This window comes from Pseudomonas sp. Z2-11 (assembly GCF_054161305.1).
Window position 1 is genome coordinate 665,445 of record NZ_CP096395.1, and the last position, 17,697, is coordinate 683,141.

Here is a 17,697-nt window from a genome sequence, read left to right on the forward strand (position 1 = left end):
ATGAGCATTCCGAGCCTGTTTTCAACGCAGCATGATCGTCGCGCAGGCACTTTTCGTACAAAGCCTAGATCGTTACCAGCCCGCGCACACCCTCGGCTTGCATATTTTCGCCGCGGCCTTGCTGGACGATCTCGCCCCGGGACATCACCAGGTACTGATCGGCCAACTCGGCGGCGAAGTCGTAGAACTGCTCCACCAACAAGATCGCCATGTCGCCCCGGGCCGCGAGTTTCCTGATCACCGCGCCAATCTCCTTGATCACCGACGGCTGGATGCCTTCAGTGGGCTCGTCGAGAATCAGCAGGCGCGGCCGGCTGGCCAGGGCCCGGCCAATGGCGAGCTGCTGTTGCTGGCCGCCGGACAGGTCACCGCCGCGGCGCTGTTTCATCTGCAGCAGCACCGGGAACAGTTCGTAGATAAAGGCCGGCACCTCCTTGGCTTCGGAACCGGGAAAACGCGACAGGCCCATCAGCAGGTTTTCTTCCACCGTCAGCCGAGCGAAAATCTCCCGGCCCTGGGGCACGTAAGCGATGCCGGCATGCACCCGCTGGTGCGGCTTGAAGGTGGTGATGGCCTTGCCTTCCCAGTTCACCACGCCTTCCTTGGCCGGCAGCAGGCCCATCAGGCATTTGAGCAGGGTGGTCTTGCCCACACCGTTGCGGCCCAGCAGGCACGTCACCTCGCCGACCTTCACGTCGAACGACAGGCCCCGCAGGATGTGGCTACCGCCGTAGTACTGGTGCAGCTTGTCGACTTGCAGCATTGTTTGAATCCCCTTATGCCCCCTGTGGGAGCGAGCCTGCTCGCGAAAGCGATGTGTCAGTCGATATTCATGTTGAATGTTCCGTTGCTTCGCGAGCAGGCTCGCTCCCACAGGGAAGCAACTTCTATCGCCTCATCGACCGAGATACACCTCGATCACCCGCTCATCGGCCTGCACCTGCTCCAGCGACCCTTCGGCCAACACGCTGCCCTGGTGCAGCACGGTGACGTGATCGGCGATCGCGCCGACGAAGCCCATGTCGTGTTCCACCACCATCAGCGAATGTTTGCCGGCCAGGGACTTGAACAGCTCGGCGGTGAAGTCGGTCTCGGCGTCGGTCATGCCCGCCACCGGTTCGTCGAGCAGCAGCAGTTGCGGGTCCTGGACCAGCAGCATGCCGATCTCGAGAAATTGCTTCTGCCCGTGGGACAGCAACCCGGCGGCGCGATTGACCGAGGCGGTGAGGCGGATGGTTTCGAGCACTTCGCCGATACGGTCATGTTGCTCGCCGGTCAGTTTCGCCCGCAGGCTGGCCCATACCGATTTGTCGGTCTTGAGCGCCAGCTCCAGATTCTCGAACACGCTCAAGGCTTCGAACACCGTCGGCTTCTGGAACTTGCGGCCGATACCGGCCTGGGCAATCTGCACTTCGCTCATGCTGGTCAGGTCCAGGGTTTCGCCAAACCAGGCCTTGCCGTGGCTGGGCCGGGTCTTGCCGGTAATGACGTCCATCAAGGTGGTCTTGCCGGCACCGTTGGGGCCGATGATGCAGCGCAATTCGCCGACGCCGATGTACAGGTTCAGATCGTTGAGCGCCTTGAAACCGTCGAAGCTGACGCTGATGTCTTCCAGGGTCAGGATGGTGCCGTGGCGGGTGTTCAGGCCCACGCCAGCGGCTTGGCCGAGGCCGATCGCATCGCGGCTGCTGCCTTGGTCCCGATTGGCATCGACAGGGGGCTCGATAATCGGTTCGAGCATGAAGTCCGCCGTGGGTGTGATTCGCATCATTCGCCCCTTTTCTTCAGCAAGCCGATCACGCCCTTGGGCAGATACAGCGTCACGACAATGAACAACGCGCCGAGGAAGAACAGCCAGTACTCAGGAAACGCCACGGTGAACCAGCTCTTCATGCCATTGACCACGCCAGCGCCCAGCAGCGGTCCGATCAGCGTGCCGCGCCCGCCAAGGGCCACCCACACGGCAGCTTCGATTGAGTTGGTTGGCGACATTTCGCTGGGGTTGATAATGCCCACCTGCGGCACGTACAGCGCCCCCGCCAGGCCGCACAACACTGCGCTCAGCACCCAGACGAACAGCTTGAAACCACGGGGATCGTAGCCGCAGAACATCAGGCGGTTTTCCGCATCGCGCAGGGCCGTCAGCACCCGTCCGAACTTGCTGCGGGCCAGGCGCCAACCGATGAACAGGCTCGCCACCAGCAACAGCACCGTGGCAAAAAACAGCACCGCGCGGGTGCCCGGCTCGGTGATGCCAAAGCCCAGGATCGAACGGAAATTGGTGAAGCCGTTATTGCCGCCAAAACCCGTCTCGTTGCGGAAAAACAGCAGCATCCCGGCGAAGGTAAGGGCCTGGGTCATGATCGAGAAATACACGCCCTTGATCCGCGAGCGGAACGCGAAGAAGCCGAAAACCAGTGCCAGCAAACCCGGTGCCAGCACCACCAGGCACAGCGCCCAGAGGAAACTGTCGGTGCCGGCCCAGTACCAGGGCAGTTCGGTCCACGACAAAAACGTCATGAATGCCGGAAGGCCGTCACCGGCGGCCTGGCGCATCAGGTACATGCCCATGGCGTAGCCGCCCAGGGCGAAGAACAGGCCGTGGCCGAGGGAGAGCAGGCCGGCGTAGCCCCAGACCAGGTCCAGCGCCAGGGCGACGATGGCATAGCAGAGGATCTTGCCCACCAGGGTCAGCGTGTAGGCCGAGATGTGCAGCGGATTGTCCGCCGCCAGCAACGACAGCAACGGCAGGCTCAGCAGCACGGCGAGGATCAGCGCGCCGACGGCAACGGTGAGTTTGGGACCGGCCTTTTGTGTGGCCGTGAGCATCAGGGGCTGGTTCATCAGTCGATTACCCGTCCTTTAAGCGCGAAGAGACCTTGCGGACGCTTCTGGATGAACAGAATGATCAGCGCAAGGATCAGGATCTTGCCGAGCACGGCGCCGATCTGCGGTTCGAGGATCTTGTTGGCGATGCCCAGGCCGAACGCGGCGAACACGCTACCGGCCAACTGGCCGACGCCGCCGAGCACCACCACCAGGAACGAGTCGATGATGTAGCTCTGGCCCAGGTCCGGGCCGACGTTGCCGATCTGGCTCAAAGCCACGCCGCCGAGCCCGGCGATGCCCGAGCCGAGGCCGAAAGCGAGCATGTCGACCCGCCCGGTGGGCACGCCGCAGCAGGCGGCCATGTTGCGGTTTTGGGTCACGGCGCGCACGTTCAGGCCCAGGCGCGTCTTGTTCAGCAACAGCCAGGTCAGGACCACCACGAACAGCGCAAAGGCGATAATCACGATGCGGTTGTATGGCAGCACCAGGTTCGGCAGCACCTGGATCCCACCCGAGAGCCAGGCCGGGTTGGCGACTTCGACGTTCTGCGCGCCAAACACCAGGCGCACCAGTTGAATCAGCATCAGGCTGATGCCCCAGGTGGCGAGCAGGGTTTCCAGCGGGCGCCCGTAGAGGTGGCGGATCACCGTGCGCTCCAGTGCCATGCCGATGGCCGCGGTGATGAAAAACGCCACAGGCAGGGCGATCAGCGGGTAGAACTCGATGGCGTTCGGGGCGAAGCGCTGGAACAGCATCTGCACCACATACGTGGAGTAGGCGCCGAGCATCAGCATCTCGCCGTGGGCCATATTGATCACCCCGAGCAGGCCGAAGGTGATTGCCAGGCCGAGGGCGGCGAGCAGCAGGATCGAGCCCAGGGACATGCCGCTGAAGGCCTGGCCCAGCAACTCGCCGATAAGCAGTTTGCGCTTGACCTGGCCGAGGCTGGTTTCGGCGGCGGTGCGCACGGCGGCATCGGTTTCGACGCCGGGTTCGAGCAGCGTTTCCAGGCGGGTGCGGGCCAGCGGGTCGCCGGTTTCCCCCAGCAGGCGGACGGCGGCCAGGCGCACGGAAGGGTTGGCATCTACCAGTTGCAGGTTCGCCAGGGCCAGGCTCAGGGCGGCATGCACGTCTTCGTCCTGCTCGCCGGCCAGTTGCTGGTCAAGGAACGCCAGTTGCGCGGGGCGGGCACTTTTTTGCAATTGCTGCGCGGCAGCCAGGCGCACACGGGCGTCCACGGCGAGTAGCTGGTGGCTGGCGAGAGCGGTTTCGATCAGCCCTCGCAAACGGTTGTTCAGGCGCAGGGTCTTTGGCTGGCCGTCGATGGTCAATTGGCCTTGCTGCAGGGCATTGATCAATTCGACGCGCGCCGGGTCGGGCTGCGCGGCCCAGGCTTCCAGGAGCTTGGCCTGCTGGGTCGGGTTGGCGGCGACGAAGTCTTCGGCTTCGCCGGCGTGGGCCGTCAATGGCAGCAGCAGTGCCAAGGCGAGGATGAGGCGGTAAAGGGCGGTGGGCATATGCTAGGCCTTGCGCAAACTTCTTTCTCTGTGGGAGCGAGCCTGCTCCGGGCGGCGATCCGACGAATGCGGTGGGTCAGCCTGGATGAATATCGCTGATACACAGCATTCGCGAGCAGGCTCGCTCCCACAAGGGTTGTGTGTCGGTCCGGAAATTCGGACCGACACCCATGGGCTCAGTTGCTCTTCACCGCATAGTCAGGCTTCTTGTCGTTGCCGGCGATGAACGGGCTCCACGGTTGCGCGCGGATCGGACCTTCGGTCTGCCAGACCACGTTGAACTGACCGTCGGCCTGGATCTCGCCGATCATCACCGGCTTGTGCAGGTGATGGTTGGTCTTGTCCATGGTCAGGGTGTAGCCCGACGGCGCGGCGAAGGTCTGGCCGGCCAGGGCTTCGCGGACTTTGTCGACATCGGTGGACTTGGCTTTTTCAACCGCTTGCGCCCACATGTGGATGCCGACGTAGGTGGCTTCCATCGGGTCGTTGGTCACGGCTTTGTCGGCGCCCGGCAGGTTCTTGGCCTTGGCGTAGGCTTTCCACGAATCGACGAACTTCTTGTTCGCCGAGTTATCCACGGATTCGAAGTAGTTCCACGCCGCCAGGTTACCCACCAGCGGTTTGGTGTCGATGCCGCGCAGTTCCTCTTCGCCCACCGAGAAGGCCACGACCGGTACATCGGTGGCTTTCAAGCCCTGGTTCGCCAGCTCTTTATAAAACGGTACGTTGGAATCGCCATTGACCGTGGAGATGACGGCAGTCTTGCCGCCGGCAGAGAATTTCTTGATGTTGGCGACGATGGTCTGGTAATCGCTGTGGCCGAACGGGGTGTAGACCTCTTCGATATCCTTGTCCGCCACGCCTTTGGAATGCAGGAATGAACGCAGGATCTTGTTGGTGGTGCGCGGATAGACGTAGTCGGTGCCGAGCAGGAAGTAGCGCTTGGCGCTGCCGCCTTCTTCGCTCATCAGGTATTCCACCGCCGGGATCGCCTGTTGGTTTGGCGCGGCGCCGGTGTAGAAAACGTTCGGCGACATCTCTTCGCCTTCGTACTGCACCGGATAGAACAGCAGGCCGTTGAGTTCTTCGAATACCGGCAACACGGATTTGCGCGACACCGAGGTCCAGCAGCCGAACACCACGGCGACCTTGTCCTGGGTCAGCAACTGGCGGCCCTTTTCAGCGAACAGCGGCCAGTTCGATGCCGGGTCCACGACCACCGCTTCAAGCTTCTTGCCGTTCACGCCACCCTTGGCGTTGATCTCGTCAATGGTCATCAACGCCATGTCCTTGAGGGACGTTTCGGAGATCGCCATGGTCCCGGACAACGAATGCAGGATGCCGACCTTGATGGTCTCGGCGGCCTGGACGGTCCAGGCCATGCCCATCGCGGCAATGCTTGCCGAGAGTGTAAAAGCCTTGATCAAGCTACGACGCTTCATTGTGCGATCTCCGTGGTCTTTATGTTTTTCTGGATGGCAGATGCAAACGCTGAAAGCGCTTTTGCAAGGGGTGTGCCCGGTCGGGGAAAAGCTTTGAAATGCGGGGTCGACGGCGAGAGAGGGAAGTGACGATGCACCATCAGCGACCACATCGCTGATGCTGGTGCAGGATGGCGCTCCGCATTGGGGCGCGGATGAGGTTGACCCAAGGTGAAATTATCGCCCGCCCGACTATGCTGACTCTTCTGCCATTGCGAAGTAAGGAAAGCCGTTTGAATACTGACTCTGGCGCTGCAAGTTATTTTCTTCTCGACGAGACGGCAGCATTCGCCGTGTTGCCTGAAGTCAAACCGGCCGGGCATCCGCAATGGATGCACGTGACGCATTTGCGAGAAGCGAGATATTCGCTGATTCTCACCGCCGGGGAACATCTGCGAAGTAGCCAGCTGGATGTGTTTTCCGATTCCAGACTCTACATTCGTTTTTCGGCAGCGCTGCCAGGCATCAGTGTCGACGGGCTCACGTGTTCAGTTGTTTTTGTCGATGATCCAGGTCAAACCAAATTCCCACTCGGGATCTTTCATATTTGCGGAGGATCTACGCCGTCGGAATGGCGGTCGGTGGATCTGGATCTGGCTTGGTTGGCGGGGAAACGTGGCCGTCTCTTGGTAACGTGCGGGCCAGGGGCCAAAAATGACCCTACAGCCGACTGGTTGGCGATAGCTGACTTGTGCGTTGCCAGGGAAGGAGTGATGAAGCTTCTCCTGGCGAAAACACACCATCAGATGCGCGTGAAAAACGAGATAGCACACTTCAGTAGCGTCTACCGGAACGAGTTTTACTCGAGCGTTCAGGAGCGACAGAGTGAAGCGGCCATGGGCGTTGCTCGCAACGTTCGCCGATTGAATGGACTGGCTCCGGCGCAAGGGCAGGGTGCCCAGTCCGAGATGGTGATTCTGGAGCCGTTTGAAGGAGAGGTCGCCTACTCCTATGCCACTCGTATGCTGAGGGCGAACGTCCCGCAAACGCCGCCCGACTTTCAAGCAAGGCTACGTCGGAAAGTCAGGGATCACGGTGCAATAAAAGTCCTGTCGATCTGCAGTGGTGCCGCGCGGATAGAAGCTGGTTTGTCGGCCGCTGTTCCGGAAGGCGTGGAATGGTCACTGCTGGATATCAATGAAGACCTGCTTCACATCGCGGCGAAGCAGTTTTCTTCAGGGGTCGTCCTCGATCTGATCGTGGCCGATGCGAATAACCTGGTGCCTACCGGTGAGCAGTGGGACGTTATTATCTGCGTCTCGGCATTGCACCATTTGATCGAGCTGGAAAAAGTGATGCTCTTTATCTCCCATAGTTTGAAAAACGATGGCGAGTTCTGGAGTGTGGGTGAGGCCGTGGGGCGCAATGGCAATCGCTTGTGGCCTGAGGCAATAATTGCGGCTGATGCCGCGTTCTCGGCATTGCCGGCACGCTACCGGCTGAACGCCGATACCCAGGTTGTCGATGCTGTCATTCCAGACAAGGACCACTCGATCGGGTGCTTCGAGGGTATTCGAAGTGAGGAAATTACCGCGCTCCTCGAACGTTGGCTCAAGCCGGTAGATGTTTACCGTACCAACTGCTTCCTCTGGCGAATGGTCAATCTCGCCTACAGTGGAAATTTTAATCTTGCAAAGGCCGAGGACCGGGCGTTGGTCATTGATATGGTTCGAGCGGAGCTGGAGCATTTTCGAAATGGCGGCCTTGGTACCGAGCTATTCGGCGTGTACAAGAAGAAGCACCTTTTCAGCGACGGCGCATCAGACCCATAAAGAACAGCCCACCGATAGCGGCTGTAGCGACCCCGATCGGCAAATCCTCCGGCGCGATCAGCGTGCGAGCCGCCACGTCCACCCATACCAGGAACAGGCTGCCGAGCAGCACGCAGGCCGGCAGCAGCCGACGATGCTCGGCGCCCACCAGGCGTCGCGCGATGTGGGGCACCATCAGCCCGACAAAACCGATCGAGCCGCTGATGGACACCAGTACGCCGGTCATCAAGGACGCGATCAGGAAAATCCATAGCCGTACCTTTGCCGCGTTCAGCCCCAGCGTCACGGCGGTCTGCTCCCCGGCCATCAGCGCGTTCAAAGGCCGGGCCATGCCCAGCAGCAGCACCAGCCCCAGCAGCACACTGGCGGCTGGTACCGCGAGCAGTTCCCAGCGTGCCAGGCCCAGGCCGCCGAGCATCCAGAACATCACCGCCGAACTGGCGCGATGGTCACCGAGGAACAGCAGCAGGTTGGCCGCCGCCATCATCACGAATGACACCGCTACGCCGCAGAGCAGCAGGCGATCGCTCTCCAGGCGGCCCTGGCGGGCAGCGATGGCCAGCACCAGCAACATACTCAACAGCGCGCCGATGAAGGCGGCCAGCGGCAGGGTCAGCAGGCCGATGATCTCGCCGACGTGCAACACCACGATGACCGCCCCGAGGGTGGCGCCGGAGGTGACGCCGAGCAGGTGCGGATCGGCCAGCGGGTTGCGTGTCACCGCTTGCAGCACCGCGCCGATCAACGCCAACCCTGCGCCTACCAGCGCCCCGAGCAGCAGGCGCGGGACGCGGATCAGCCAGACGATGTGTTCCTGGCCGGGCGTCCAATGCACCTCGCCGACACCGAAGGCCTTGTGCAGCAGCAGGTCCCAGACCACGGCCACCGGTATCCGCGCCGGCCCGAAACCCAGCGACACCACGCACGACACCAGTAGCAGCGCGCCGAGCAGTAGCAGCAGTGCACCATAGCGACGATCGTTCATTGGCCGTGGAAACCCCGCGCCAGGGTTTGCACCGCCAGCACGTTATCGATACCTGGCGTGGCCTGCACGTAAGGGATCACGACGAAGCGCCGGTGCTTGATCGCATCGACTGATTGCAGGGCCGGGTTGCTCAACAGGAATTGCTGTTTCTGCTCGGCACTGACTTCGCCGTAATCGACGATCACGATGACCTGGGGATTGCGCTCTACCACGTTCTCCCAGTTGACGCGGGTCCAACTGGTATCCACGTCATCCAGAATGTTGTGCCCGCCGGCCGCGTCGATCAGGGCCTGGGGCATGCCCAGGCGGCCGGAGGTCATGGCCCGGTCTTCGCCGCTGTCATACAGGAACACCCGCGGTTGTCGGGTTGGCAGGTGCTTGCGCACTTCGGCCACCTGGGCCTGCATCGTGGCGATCAGCGCGTTGGCGCGATCCTGGACGTCGAAGATTTTTCCAAGGTTGCGCAGATCGTTGTAGGTGTCCTCCAGCGAGGCCGCCGGACGTTTCATCACGAACGCGCAGGACTCGGTCAGTTCGTAGACGTTGATGCCCAGCGGCTGCAGGGTCTGCGGAGTCAGGTCGCCGCCGACGCGCATGCCGTAGTCCCAACCGGCGAAGAAGAAATCGACGTTGGCGTCGAGCAGGGTTTCCACCGAGGGATATTTGGCGGCCAGTTCCGGCAGGCCATCGAGGATCCTGGCCATGTCCGGCGTCACCGATTTCCAGCCGCTGATGCCGCTGTAGCCAACCATGCGTGGCTTTAGCCCCAGGGCCAGCATCATCTGGGTCATGTTGATGTCATGGCTGAGGGCGTGCCGAGGGGCCTCGTTGAACACCACCTGGCGGTTGCAGCTCTGGATCGTCAGCGGGTAGCGGCTGGTCTCGGCCTGGACATGCAAACTTGCCAGCAATAACGGAAGCAACAGCAGGGGACGCAGGATCATGGTTGGGTTATCCAGGTGATTCGTGGGTAGTCGGCCAGCGGGTGTTCGTCCACCAGGGCCGCGACGCCGAACACTTCGCGCAACAGGTCTACAGTGAGGACGTCCCTGGGCGTGCCGCTGGCGACGATGCGCCCGTGTTCGATCACGTACAGGCGGTCGCAGAACGCGGCGGCAAGGTTCAGGTCATGAATGCTGGCGAGGGTGCCGATGCCCAGGCCTTTGATCAGTTGCAGCAACTGCAATTGATAGCGCGGGTCGAGGTGATTGGTCGGTTCGTCGAGGATCAGCAACTGCGGCTGCTGGGCCAGGGCGCGAGCGAGGATCACCCGTTGTTTCTCACCGCCCGAGAGCGTGGCGAATGCATGGTCGCCAAAGCCTGCAAGCCCGGCCGACTCCAATGCCTGGAGCACCAGTCGGCGATCTTCCTGATTGTCACCATCGAACAGACCCTTGTGCGGCGTGCGCCCCATCGCGACCACCTCATCCACCGTCAGGCCGAAGGCGTCGGGAAACTCTTGCAGCACCACGGCGATGCGTTGGGCGCACCAGCGCGAGGGCTGTTTCCAGACGTTGTGGTGTTCGAGTCTGACCTCGCCGCTTTCTGGCCGGCTGAAGCGGTAGGCGCAGCGCAACAGGCTGGTCTTGCCGCTGCCGTTGGGCCCGATCAACCCGACAAACTCCCCGGCCGCCACCTGCAACGTGGCATCACGCAGTTGGAACTGGTGATGGCAGTGGCCATGGCCCAGCGGTGTCCAGGCGAGGTGGGAGAGGGTTAGCGAGGTCATGCATTTACTCAGATTATCGGATCGACACCCAACCCTGTGGGAGCGAGCCTGCTCGCGAAGGCGAGAGGTCAGTCACATCACTGTTGGCTGATTCAGCGCTTTCGCGAGCAGGCTCGCTCCCACGGTTTGGCTGTGGTTACAGCCGGAGAGCGCCGCGATTGTAGAGGCTTCGCGCCGCTTTCCGTTAACGCGCAATTCTCAGCTTGAAGATGAAGCGGCCTCAGGCTGGCGATTGAACCGGGTAACAAGCCGGTCCAACAGCCACACCACCACCAGCGACGCCCCCACCAACGGGAACACCACCGCCAGGGCCAACATGATGAACACACCGGTCTTCCACGTCGGCAGGTCGTGGCGCAGTGGCGGCACGCCGAACTTGCCCTGGGGCCGGCGTTTCCACCAGATCACCATTCCGCTCACGGCGCTGAGCAGGATCATCAGGCAGATCAGCAGGACGATGATCTGGTTCACCGGACCGAACATCTTGCCTTCGTGCAGCATCACCCCGGTCTCGGTGGCGCGGGCAACGAGGTTGTAGTGCTCCCAGCGCACGTCGGCCAGGACGTTGCCGGTGTACTGGTCCACGTGCAGGGTTGCGTCGTTGCGCGGGTCATCGGCGAACACGGCGATGGTGAATACGCCCGAGGCGGTCGTTGGCAAGGTAATGCTGTAGCCGGGCTCGACTTTGCGCTCGGTGGCGATGTCCTGCACCGCTTGCAGGCTGACGGTGGGTGCGGCGGGGCCTTCGTGCATGCCGCCGTGGGCCATGTGTTCGGCGTGGTCGCCGGACATCGGCATTGGCGTGTTCTCCACCGCCCAGGGCACGGTCTGGCGATGGGCATTGTTGAGGCTGCCGGCCTCGATGTCGGACTTCGGTACGTCGTTCCACATCGCCGCCGGGAAACGGTTCCACAGGTCCGCGTACTGCTTGCCCCAGAAGCCGGTCCAGGTCATGCCGCTGAGCAGCATCACCAACAAGAACGCTGCGCCCCAGAAACCGACAACGATGTGCAAGTCGCGCCAGAACACCCGACCGCGAGCACCCCAGCGCGGCCACAGCACGCCGGCCGAGGATTGCCCGCGCGGCCACCACAGGTACAGTCCGGAAACCACCAGCACCACGCCCCAGCCGGCAGCCATTTCCACCAGCCGGTCACCGACGGTGCCGATCAGCAATTCACCGTGAATCGCCCGGGCCATGGCTTGCAGGTTGTCTTTCGCGTCCTGCTCGCCGAGCACGTCGCCGTGGTACGGGTCGATGAACACATTCAGCTCCCGACCCTTGTCGATCACCACGAATTGCGCGCTGCGCTCGGCGTTGATCGGCGGCAGGTACTGTTTGACCTGGCCTTCGGGGTAGGCCTGGCGGACCTGCTTGAGCAGGTCGTCCGCCGCCAGCCTGTGATGCCCGGCCGGTACGTTCAGCAGGTTGCCGTACATCAATGGATCAAGTTGCGGCTTGAACAGGTAGATGATCCCGGTCAAGGCCAGCATCACCATGAACGGCGCCACGAACAGCCCGGCATAAAAATGCCAGCGCCAGGCCAGGTTGTAGAAATTGGGTTTCGGTTGGCTCATTGCAAAGCGCTCCGCAGGGCAAATTCGGTTCTTCAAATATCGGCTGAGCGATGCAACCTCTGTGGGAGCGAGCCTGCTCGCGAAAGCTTTCGCGAGCAGGCTCGCTCCCACGGGTTTTATGTTTGCTTCGGCCCAGATGTCAGGCACTCATCCGTGTCCAGGGCAGCGTTGGGCTGTCCTTTGCGACCGGGTGAGCAGGTGCGGGCTTACGCGTCGAGTGGCGGTGCGCGGGTGCGGGCGCCCGGAAAGAATGCCGTCCGGGCATGACCCAGGCGCGGGGAAGGGCTGGTGTAGGTGTGGCTGGGAGGGGTGTCGAAGACGGCGAATGTGTGGCCGCCAGGCAGCGCCGGGCAGTTGAACAGCAGGCTGCAATAACCGCATTTTTCCCATAACGCGTGGTGTTCGCTCTGGGGCGCGCAGTGTTCGTGCGCCGGCATGTCCATGCTCATCTCCATATCCATGCTCATGGACACAGGCATGGACATGCGCTGATCCATCGGCATCGACTGGGAAACCAGTGGTCCGATAAAGATCATCAGCATGGCGAACAGGCTGATCCAGCTGCCGCGTGTCAGGCTCATGGGCTGACGGCGGTGCCTGGACGGGCTGGCGCGACGAGGTTGCATGGGCGGCTACGTCTACTGGGCGTGCTGGTGTGTCTTGGTGCCGTCGGGTGCTTTTTTCTGCACCGCGACATCCACCGTCACGTCCCCGGCCTTTTCGAAATGCAGGGTCATGGGGAAACGTTTGCCGTCGCTGAGCAAGCTGCGGTCCTTCAGGTCCAGCAACATCACGTGATAGGCCATCGGCGCGAAGGTGACGGTCGCACCGGGGGCGATGGCGACGACGGGCACCGGTTGCATTTTCATCAGGTCGTTTTGCATCACATGCTCATGGAGCTCGGCCTTGCCGGCAATCGGCGAGTCGACGCCGAGCAGTTTGTCGGCGGTGGCGCCGCCGTTGTGAATCACGAAGTACGCGGCCACGGTTGGCGCGTTGGGTGGCAACTCCTGAGACCACGGGTGGGCGATCTCAAGCTCGGCGGCCTTGTACTGGTGAGCCTGGGCGAAGCCAACCGGGAGCAGCAGGGCGGCCAGCAGGATGAGTCTGTTCAACATGGCAATTCTCCGGAACGATTCAGGACGCAGTTTCATGCGGGAAGAATCAGACCAGAGGCGAAGCACGGGGATTGAGGCTGGGCCATTGCTGGCGCGGGGTCGGGCTGTCGAGCTTTGCGTGGGCCGTACCGCGATCGGCCCGTTGTGCGTCCAGATACAACTGCGGGGCGTGCCCGGCGAGCGCCATCAGCGGCGCCGGGCCTGAGCAGCACCAGCAATGCTGCATCGTCGAGTGATTGTCTTTCTGTGGCGTGCCTTGTTCCAGCTTGCCCAGGGAAACCGCCAGCATCTTCGTGCCGCTGGATGAGCAGAAACTGCCCCACAGCATTTGTTCCGCTGGCGTACTGGCGGCTGCACCGGCGCTATTGGAAAGCGGCATGGCAAGCATGTTGAACAGCACTGCGAAGCAGGCGATCCAGGCAAATGCAAGCCGTTGTCGGGACATGGGGCAATCCGCTCGGTTGGGCGATCAGGTGGCGGTATTTAGCCTGATCGGTGTCGAGAAGTAAAAAGGCCACGTGCGGTGTAGGGTCGCAGGGCTGGTGTTAACAGTAGCAATGGATTTTCAAATGGTCGTCGCACGTAACTTCAAGCCCAGAGCTTTCATGACTTTTATGATAGTTGTGAATTCTGGATTGCCCGCACTGCCCAGGGCTTTATAAAGACTCTCTCGCCCGAGCCCGGCATCACGGGCGATCTGCGTCATGCCTTTTGCCCTGGCGATATCGTTGAGAGCTGCGCGAACCAGTGCGCCGTCACCGCTATCTTCTTCAAAACAGGCATCCAGATAAGCGGCCATCTCCTCCGGCGTCTTGAGATAGCTGGCTGCATCGAAACGTGTGAATTCTGCGGTCATGATTCACTCCTCATCACCCATGGCTTGCGCTATTTGAACAGCGCGTTTGATGTCCCGTTTCTGAGTTGATTTATCACCTCCCGCAAGCAGCAGGTAAAGCACGGAATCTCGACGGGCAAAATACACTCGGTAGCCTGGGCCCGAGTGAATGCGCATCTCATACACGGCGTTGCCGACCGGTTCGCAATCACCAAGATTGCCATGTTCGGCAGATCGAATCCTGGCAATAATGCGAGCTTTCCCTGTGACGTCTCTCAAACCGTCAAGCCAGCTTGAGAAGATCCGGGACTGTACAAATTCGATCATTGGATCGTATTCCTTGGGATACGCTGTGGCAAGCAGCGCATTTCCAGGCGCGAGACGGATCGCTCATGCTTGATGACTGCCAGACGCTGCGGTGGGTATCAAGGAGCGGAACTATAGAATTGAACGTCTTGGACGAAACAGCCGGCTGCGTCTGGAAACTTGTCAGAAATGTCTCGCTGATCTGCTGAGTTCAAAAGCCGTTGGGTACGGATAAAGCATCCAGCACGTCATTGACCGCTGCGAACTCCCGATCCACCCCCGCCAACACCGGCCGCTTCAACACCAGCACCGGCACCCCCCGCTCCCGGGCCACCTCCAGCTTCGGCTCGGTGGCCGTGCTGCCGCTGTTCTTGCTGACCAGCACATCGATTCGTCGCCGTTCGAACAGTTCGCGTTCACCATCAATGTGAAACGGCCCACGGGCGCCGATGACTTCGCAGCGTTCGTTGCCGGGATAAACGTCCAGTGCTCGCAGGGTCCAGAACTGTTCGGCGGGGATTTCATGCAGATGCTGCAGCGGCTCCCGGCCGAGCGTGAACAAGGGGCGGCGAAAAGGCTGCAAGGCCTGGATCAGTTCGGCCCAGTCGGCCACTTCGCGCCAGTCATCGCCGGCCCGTGGGTGCCAGGCCGGACGGCGCAGGGCCCAGCAGGGGATGGCGCAGGCGCGGGCGGCACGGGCGGCGTTGTAGCTGATTTGCGCGGCGTAGGGGTGGGTTGCGTCCAATAGCAGGTCGATGCCTTCGGCGCGGATGAATTGCGCCAGGCCTTCGGCGCCGCCGTAGCCGCCGACACGTACCTGGCAGGTCAGGTCGGTGGGGACGCGACCGATGCCCGCCAAGCTGTAGATGTGCTCGGGGCCGAGCGTGCGAGCGATGGCCAGGGCCTCGGTGACGCCACCGAGGAGCAGGATGCGTTTCATTTAAAGGCTCCAGCGTGGCCGACGATTGCGCCCTGACGGTCGATGGCGAAGACTTCGACCTGGACCTGGGCCGGGACCACGCTGCGAGCGAAGGCCAGGGCGTGCTCGCACACGGCATCACCGAGGGCGATGCCGACGGCGCTGGCCATCGCGAGGGCTTGCTGGCTGGTGTTGGCTTGACGAATGTCGTGCTGCAACCTCTCATCGGCACCGATTGCCGCCGCCCATTTGGCCAGTTGTGGCAGGTCGATGCTTGAATGGCGGCTGTGCAGGTCCATATGTCCGGCGGCGAGTTTGCTGATCTTGCCGAAGCCGCCGCAAAGACTGAGCTTTTCCACCGGCACCTTGCGCACATGCTTGAGCACGGCGCCGACAAAGTCGCCCATTTCGATCAGGGCGATTTCCGGCAGGTTGTAGACCCGGCGCATGGTGTCTTCGCTGGCATTGCCGGTGCACGCGGCGATGTGCAGGTAGCCGTTGGTTTTCGCCACGTCGATGCCCTGGTGGATCGACGCTATGTAGGCTGCGCAGGAAAACGGCCGGACGATGCCGCTGGTGCCGAGGATCGACAGACCGCCGAGGATGCCCAGTCGCGGGTTCATGGTTTTCAGCGCCAGGGCTTCGCCGCCCTCGACATTGACTGTGACTTCGAACCCCCCGGCATAACCGCTTTCCTCGGCCAGGCGACCCAGGTGATCGTTGATCATTTTGCGCGGCACCGGGTTGATTGCTGGCTCACCGACAGCCAGGACCAGTCCCGGTCGCGTCACCGTGCCGACGCCACGACCGGCAACAAAACGCACGTCAGGTTCGGCAATCAGGCGCACCTGGGAAAACAACAGTGCGCCATGAGTCACGTCCGGGTCATCACCAGCGTCCTTGATCGTTCCGGCCTCGGCACCTTGTTCGGTCAGCCGGCAGAACTCCAGGCGCATCTGCACCTGCTTGCCCTTGGGCAGGACGATTTCCACGGCATCGGCCTCGGTGCCGCACAGCAGCAGTCGCGCCGCCGCCAGGCTGGTGGCCGTGGCGCAGCTGCCGGTGGTCAGGCCGCTGCGCAGGGGGGCGGGTTGCTCGGCGGTTTCGTCACGCATCGAGAGGTTTCGTCAGGTCCAGCAAGGTGATTGGCAAGGCTTGGCGCCAGGTATCGAATGCGCCCAAAGGCTGGGCCTGGGCGACATGGATGCGGGTCAGCTCACCGCCGTGGCGTTCGCGCCAGCTCATCAGTGTCATCTCGCTTTGCAGGGCCACGGCATTGGCGACGAGCCGACCGCCAGGCTTGAGCCGGGCCCAACAGGCATCAAGCACGCCTTCACGGGTGACGCCGCCACCGATGAACACCGCGTCCGGACGCTCCAGGTTCTCCAGCGCCTGCGGGGCGCTGCCGCGAATCAATTGGAGGCCGGGCACGCCAAGGGTGTCGCGGTTGCGTTCGATCAAGGCTTGGCGGCCTTCGTCGGCTTCGATGGCCAGGGCTCGGCAACTGGGGTGGGCGCGCATCCATTCGATGCCGATCGAGCCGCTGCCGGCGCCGACGTCCCAGAGCAGCTCGCCGGGGGTCGGGGCGAGGCGAGCCAGGGTGACGGCACGCACGTCGCGCTTGGTCAGCTGGCCGTCATGCTCGAAAGCGCTGTCCGGCAGGCCGGCCAGGCGTGACAGGCGCTGCGTCGACGGATCGGCGCGGCATTCGATGGCGATCAGGTTCAGATCGGCGACCGCCTCATCGGACCAGTGCGCAGCGCAACCGTCGATCCGTCGTTCTGCCGCACCGCCCAAGTGCTCCAGCACGGTCATGGCGCTCGGGCCGAATCCGCGCTCGCGCAGCAGCATCGCCACGGCGCTGGGGCTGTGGCGGTCGTTACTCAGCAGCAACAGCCTGACGCCACTGGACAAGTGCGCATTGAGCGCTGCCAGGGGGCGGGCCACCAGCGACAGCGTGACCGCGTCCTGCAACGGCCAGCCCATGCGCGCCGCCGCCAGTGAGCAGGAGGACGGCGCGGGGATGACCTGCATTTCCTCGGCCGGCAGCTGTTTCGCCAGGCTGGCGCCGACGCCATAGAACATCGGATCGCCACTGGCCAGCACGCACACCGGCTCGCCCCGTCGAGCCAGCAGCGGTTCCAGGGAGAACGGGCTTGGCCACAGCTCCCGCTCGCCGCGGATACACCGCGGCAGCAGTTCCAACTGACGGGCGCTGCCCAGTATCCGCGACGCCCGCAGCAATGCATGGCGAGCCGTTCGGCCCAGGCCTTTGAAGCCCTCTTCACCGATGCCCACTACGGTCAGCCAGGGGGTCATCTCTGTTCCTCGAATAAATGGGTTGATCGCCAGGCTTGTTGCCGCCGCGAACCGGGTCGCCATCATACCGTGCCTCGCCCGGTCAGGCGCTCCCACAATGTTGATCGGGTTGTTCACAAAAGTTGTGTTCGCCGCCATCCCCTGTGGGAGCGAGCCTGCTCGCGAAGACGTCGGTCCACTCAACATTTTCTGTTCAGGCAGACGCATTCGCGAGCAGGCTCGCTCCCACCGTTTTGGATAACGGCGTGCCGAAGTCGGGGCTTGCTGTCAGCAATCCGACCGGCAAGCTTTTCATGACCGCAGGCAAAG

At 62.5% G+C, this 17,697-nt stretch carries 18 protein-coding genes; 1 reads left to right on the forward strand and 17 read right to left on the reverse strand.

What is annotated here, in order from left to right; genetic code table 11:
* Window positions 1-64 precede the first annotated feature (64 nt).
* The 5 genes from urtE to urtA all read right to left on the reverse strand — a co-directional run bounded on the left by urtE (window position 65) and on the right by urtA (window position 5,788).
* Window positions 65-763, reverse strand: coding sequence for an urea ABC transporter ATP-binding subunit UrtE (gene urtE / locus M1E16_RS02840; RefSeq protein WP_458129146.1), 699 nt, complete (start codon window positions 761-763; stop codon window positions 65-67).
* Window positions 764-895: 132 nt separating this feature from the next.
* Window positions 896-1,768: an urea ABC transporter ATP-binding protein UrtD gene (gene urtD / locus M1E16_RS02845; protein WP_434673428.1), complete on the reverse strand. Its 873-nt coding sequence runs from the start codon at window positions 1,766-1,768 to the stop codon at window positions 896-898.
* Window positions 1,768-2,844, reverse strand: coding sequence for an urea ABC transporter permease subunit UrtC (urtC, locus tag M1E16_RS02850; protein WP_434569961.1), 1,077 nt, complete (start codon window positions 2,842-2,844; stop codon window positions 1,768-1,770). Before urtC ends, urtD begins: the two co-directional genes overlap by 1 nt.
* Window positions 2,844-4,346, reverse strand: a complete 1,503-nt coding sequence (gene urtB, locus M1E16_RS02855; RefSeq protein ID WP_458129147.1) for an urea ABC transporter permease subunit UrtB — start codon at window positions 4,344-4,346, stop codon at window positions 2,844-2,846. The genes urtC and urtB overlap by 1 nt, the downstream gene beginning before the upstream one ends.
* 176 nt (window positions 4,347-4,522) lie before the next feature.
* Entirely contained in the window at window positions 4,523-5,788 is a 1,266-nt protein-coding gene (urtA, locus tag M1E16_RS02860) for an urea ABC transporter substrate-binding protein (RefSeq protein WP_458129148.1), read from the reverse strand.
* A 272-nt stretch (window positions 5,789-6,060) separates the two neighbouring features.
* Between urtA and M1E16_RS02865 the strand changes: the two genes are divergently transcribed.
* Window positions 6,061-7,599 (forward strand): class I SAM-dependent methyltransferase, encoded by a 1,539-nt coding sequence (locus M1E16_RS02865; protein ID WP_458129149.1) that lies wholly within the window; start codon window positions 6,061-6,063, stop codon window positions 7,597-7,599.
* Here the strand turns inward: M1E16_RS02865 and M1E16_RS02870 are convergent.
* The 12 genes from M1E16_RS02870 to cbiE all read right to left on the reverse strand — a co-directional run bounded on the left by M1E16_RS02870 (window position 7,574) and on the right by cbiE (window position 17,388).
* Window positions 7,574-8,584 carry a FecCD family ABC transporter permease gene (locus M1E16_RS02870; protein ID WP_458129150.1) on the reverse strand — a complete coding sequence of 337 codons (1,011 nt, stop codon included), beginning with the start codon at window positions 8,582-8,584 and terminating at the stop codon, window positions 7,574-7,576. The genes M1E16_RS02865 and M1E16_RS02870 overlap by 26 nt on opposite strands.
* Window positions 8,581-9,528: an ABC transporter substrate-binding protein gene (locus M1E16_RS02875; RefSeq protein WP_458129151.1), complete on the reverse strand. Its 948-nt coding sequence runs from the start codon at window positions 9,526-9,528 to the stop codon at window positions 8,581-8,583. Before M1E16_RS02875 ends, M1E16_RS02870 begins: the two co-directional genes overlap by 4 nt.
* Window positions 9,525-10,313 carry an ABC transporter ATP-binding protein gene (locus tag M1E16_RS02880; protein WP_458129152.1) on the reverse strand — a complete coding sequence of 263 codons (789 nt, stop codon included), beginning with the start codon at window positions 10,311-10,313 and terminating at the stop codon, window positions 9,525-9,527. The genes M1E16_RS02875 and M1E16_RS02880 overlap by 4 nt, the downstream gene beginning before the upstream one ends.
* A gap of 198 nt (window positions 10,314-10,511) precedes the next feature.
* Window positions 10,512-11,891, reverse strand: coding sequence for a PepSY-associated TM helix domain-containing protein (locus M1E16_RS02885; protein WP_458129153.1), 1,380 nt, complete (start codon window positions 11,889-11,891; stop codon window positions 10,512-10,514).
* Window positions 11,892-12,097: 206 nt separating this feature from the next.
* Window positions 12,098-12,517 (reverse strand): DUF2946 domain-containing protein, encoded by a 420-nt coding sequence (locus M1E16_RS02890; RefSeq protein ID WP_458129154.1) that lies wholly within the window; start codon window positions 12,515-12,517, stop codon window positions 12,098-12,100.
* 12 nt (window positions 12,518-12,529) lie between these two features.
* Window positions 12,530-13,009, reverse strand: coding sequence for a copper chaperone PCu(A)C (locus M1E16_RS02895; protein ID WP_434695994.1), 480 nt, complete (start codon window positions 13,007-13,009; stop codon window positions 12,530-12,532).
* Between the two features lie 46 nt (window positions 13,010-13,055).
* The gene (locus tag M1E16_RS02900; RefSeq protein ID WP_458129155.1) at window positions 13,056-13,454 is read right to left on the reverse strand and encodes a DUF2946 domain-containing protein; all 399 of its coding nucleotides are present in this window, start codon (window positions 13,452-13,454) and stop codon (window positions 13,056-13,058) included.
* Window positions 13,455-13,574: 120 nt separating this feature from the next.
* Window positions 13,575-13,865, reverse strand: coding sequence for an addiction module antidote protein (locus tag M1E16_RS02905; protein ID WP_305497099.1), 291 nt, complete (start codon window positions 13,863-13,865; stop codon window positions 13,575-13,577).
* Window positions 13,866-13,868: 3 nt separating this feature from the next.
* Window positions 13,869-14,171: a type II toxin-antitoxin system RelE/ParE family toxin gene (locus M1E16_RS02910; protein WP_305497097.1), complete on the reverse strand. Its 303-nt coding sequence runs from the start codon at window positions 14,169-14,171 to the stop codon at window positions 13,869-13,871.
* Between the two features lie 190 nt (window positions 14,172-14,361).
* On the reverse strand, window positions 14,362-15,090 hold the full coding sequence (locus M1E16_RS02915) for a cobalt-precorrin-6A reductase (RefSeq protein WP_458129156.1): 729 nt from the start codon (window positions 15,088-15,090) through the stop codon (window positions 14,362-14,364).
* Window positions 15,087-16,184: a cobalt-precorrin-5B (C(1))-methyltransferase gene (locus tag M1E16_RS02920; protein WP_458129157.1), complete on the reverse strand. Its 1,098-nt coding sequence runs from the start codon at window positions 16,182-16,184 to the stop codon at window positions 15,087-15,089. Before M1E16_RS02920 ends, M1E16_RS02915 begins: the two co-directional genes overlap by 4 nt.
* Window positions 16,177-17,388: a precorrin-6y C5,15-methyltransferase (decarboxylating) subunit CbiE gene (cbiE, locus tag M1E16_RS02925; RefSeq protein ID WP_458129158.1), complete on the reverse strand. Its 1,212-nt coding sequence runs from the start codon at window positions 17,386-17,388 to the stop codon at window positions 16,177-16,179. Before cbiE ends, M1E16_RS02920 begins: the two co-directional genes overlap by 8 nt.
* Window positions 17,389-17,697 lie beyond the last annotated feature (309 nt).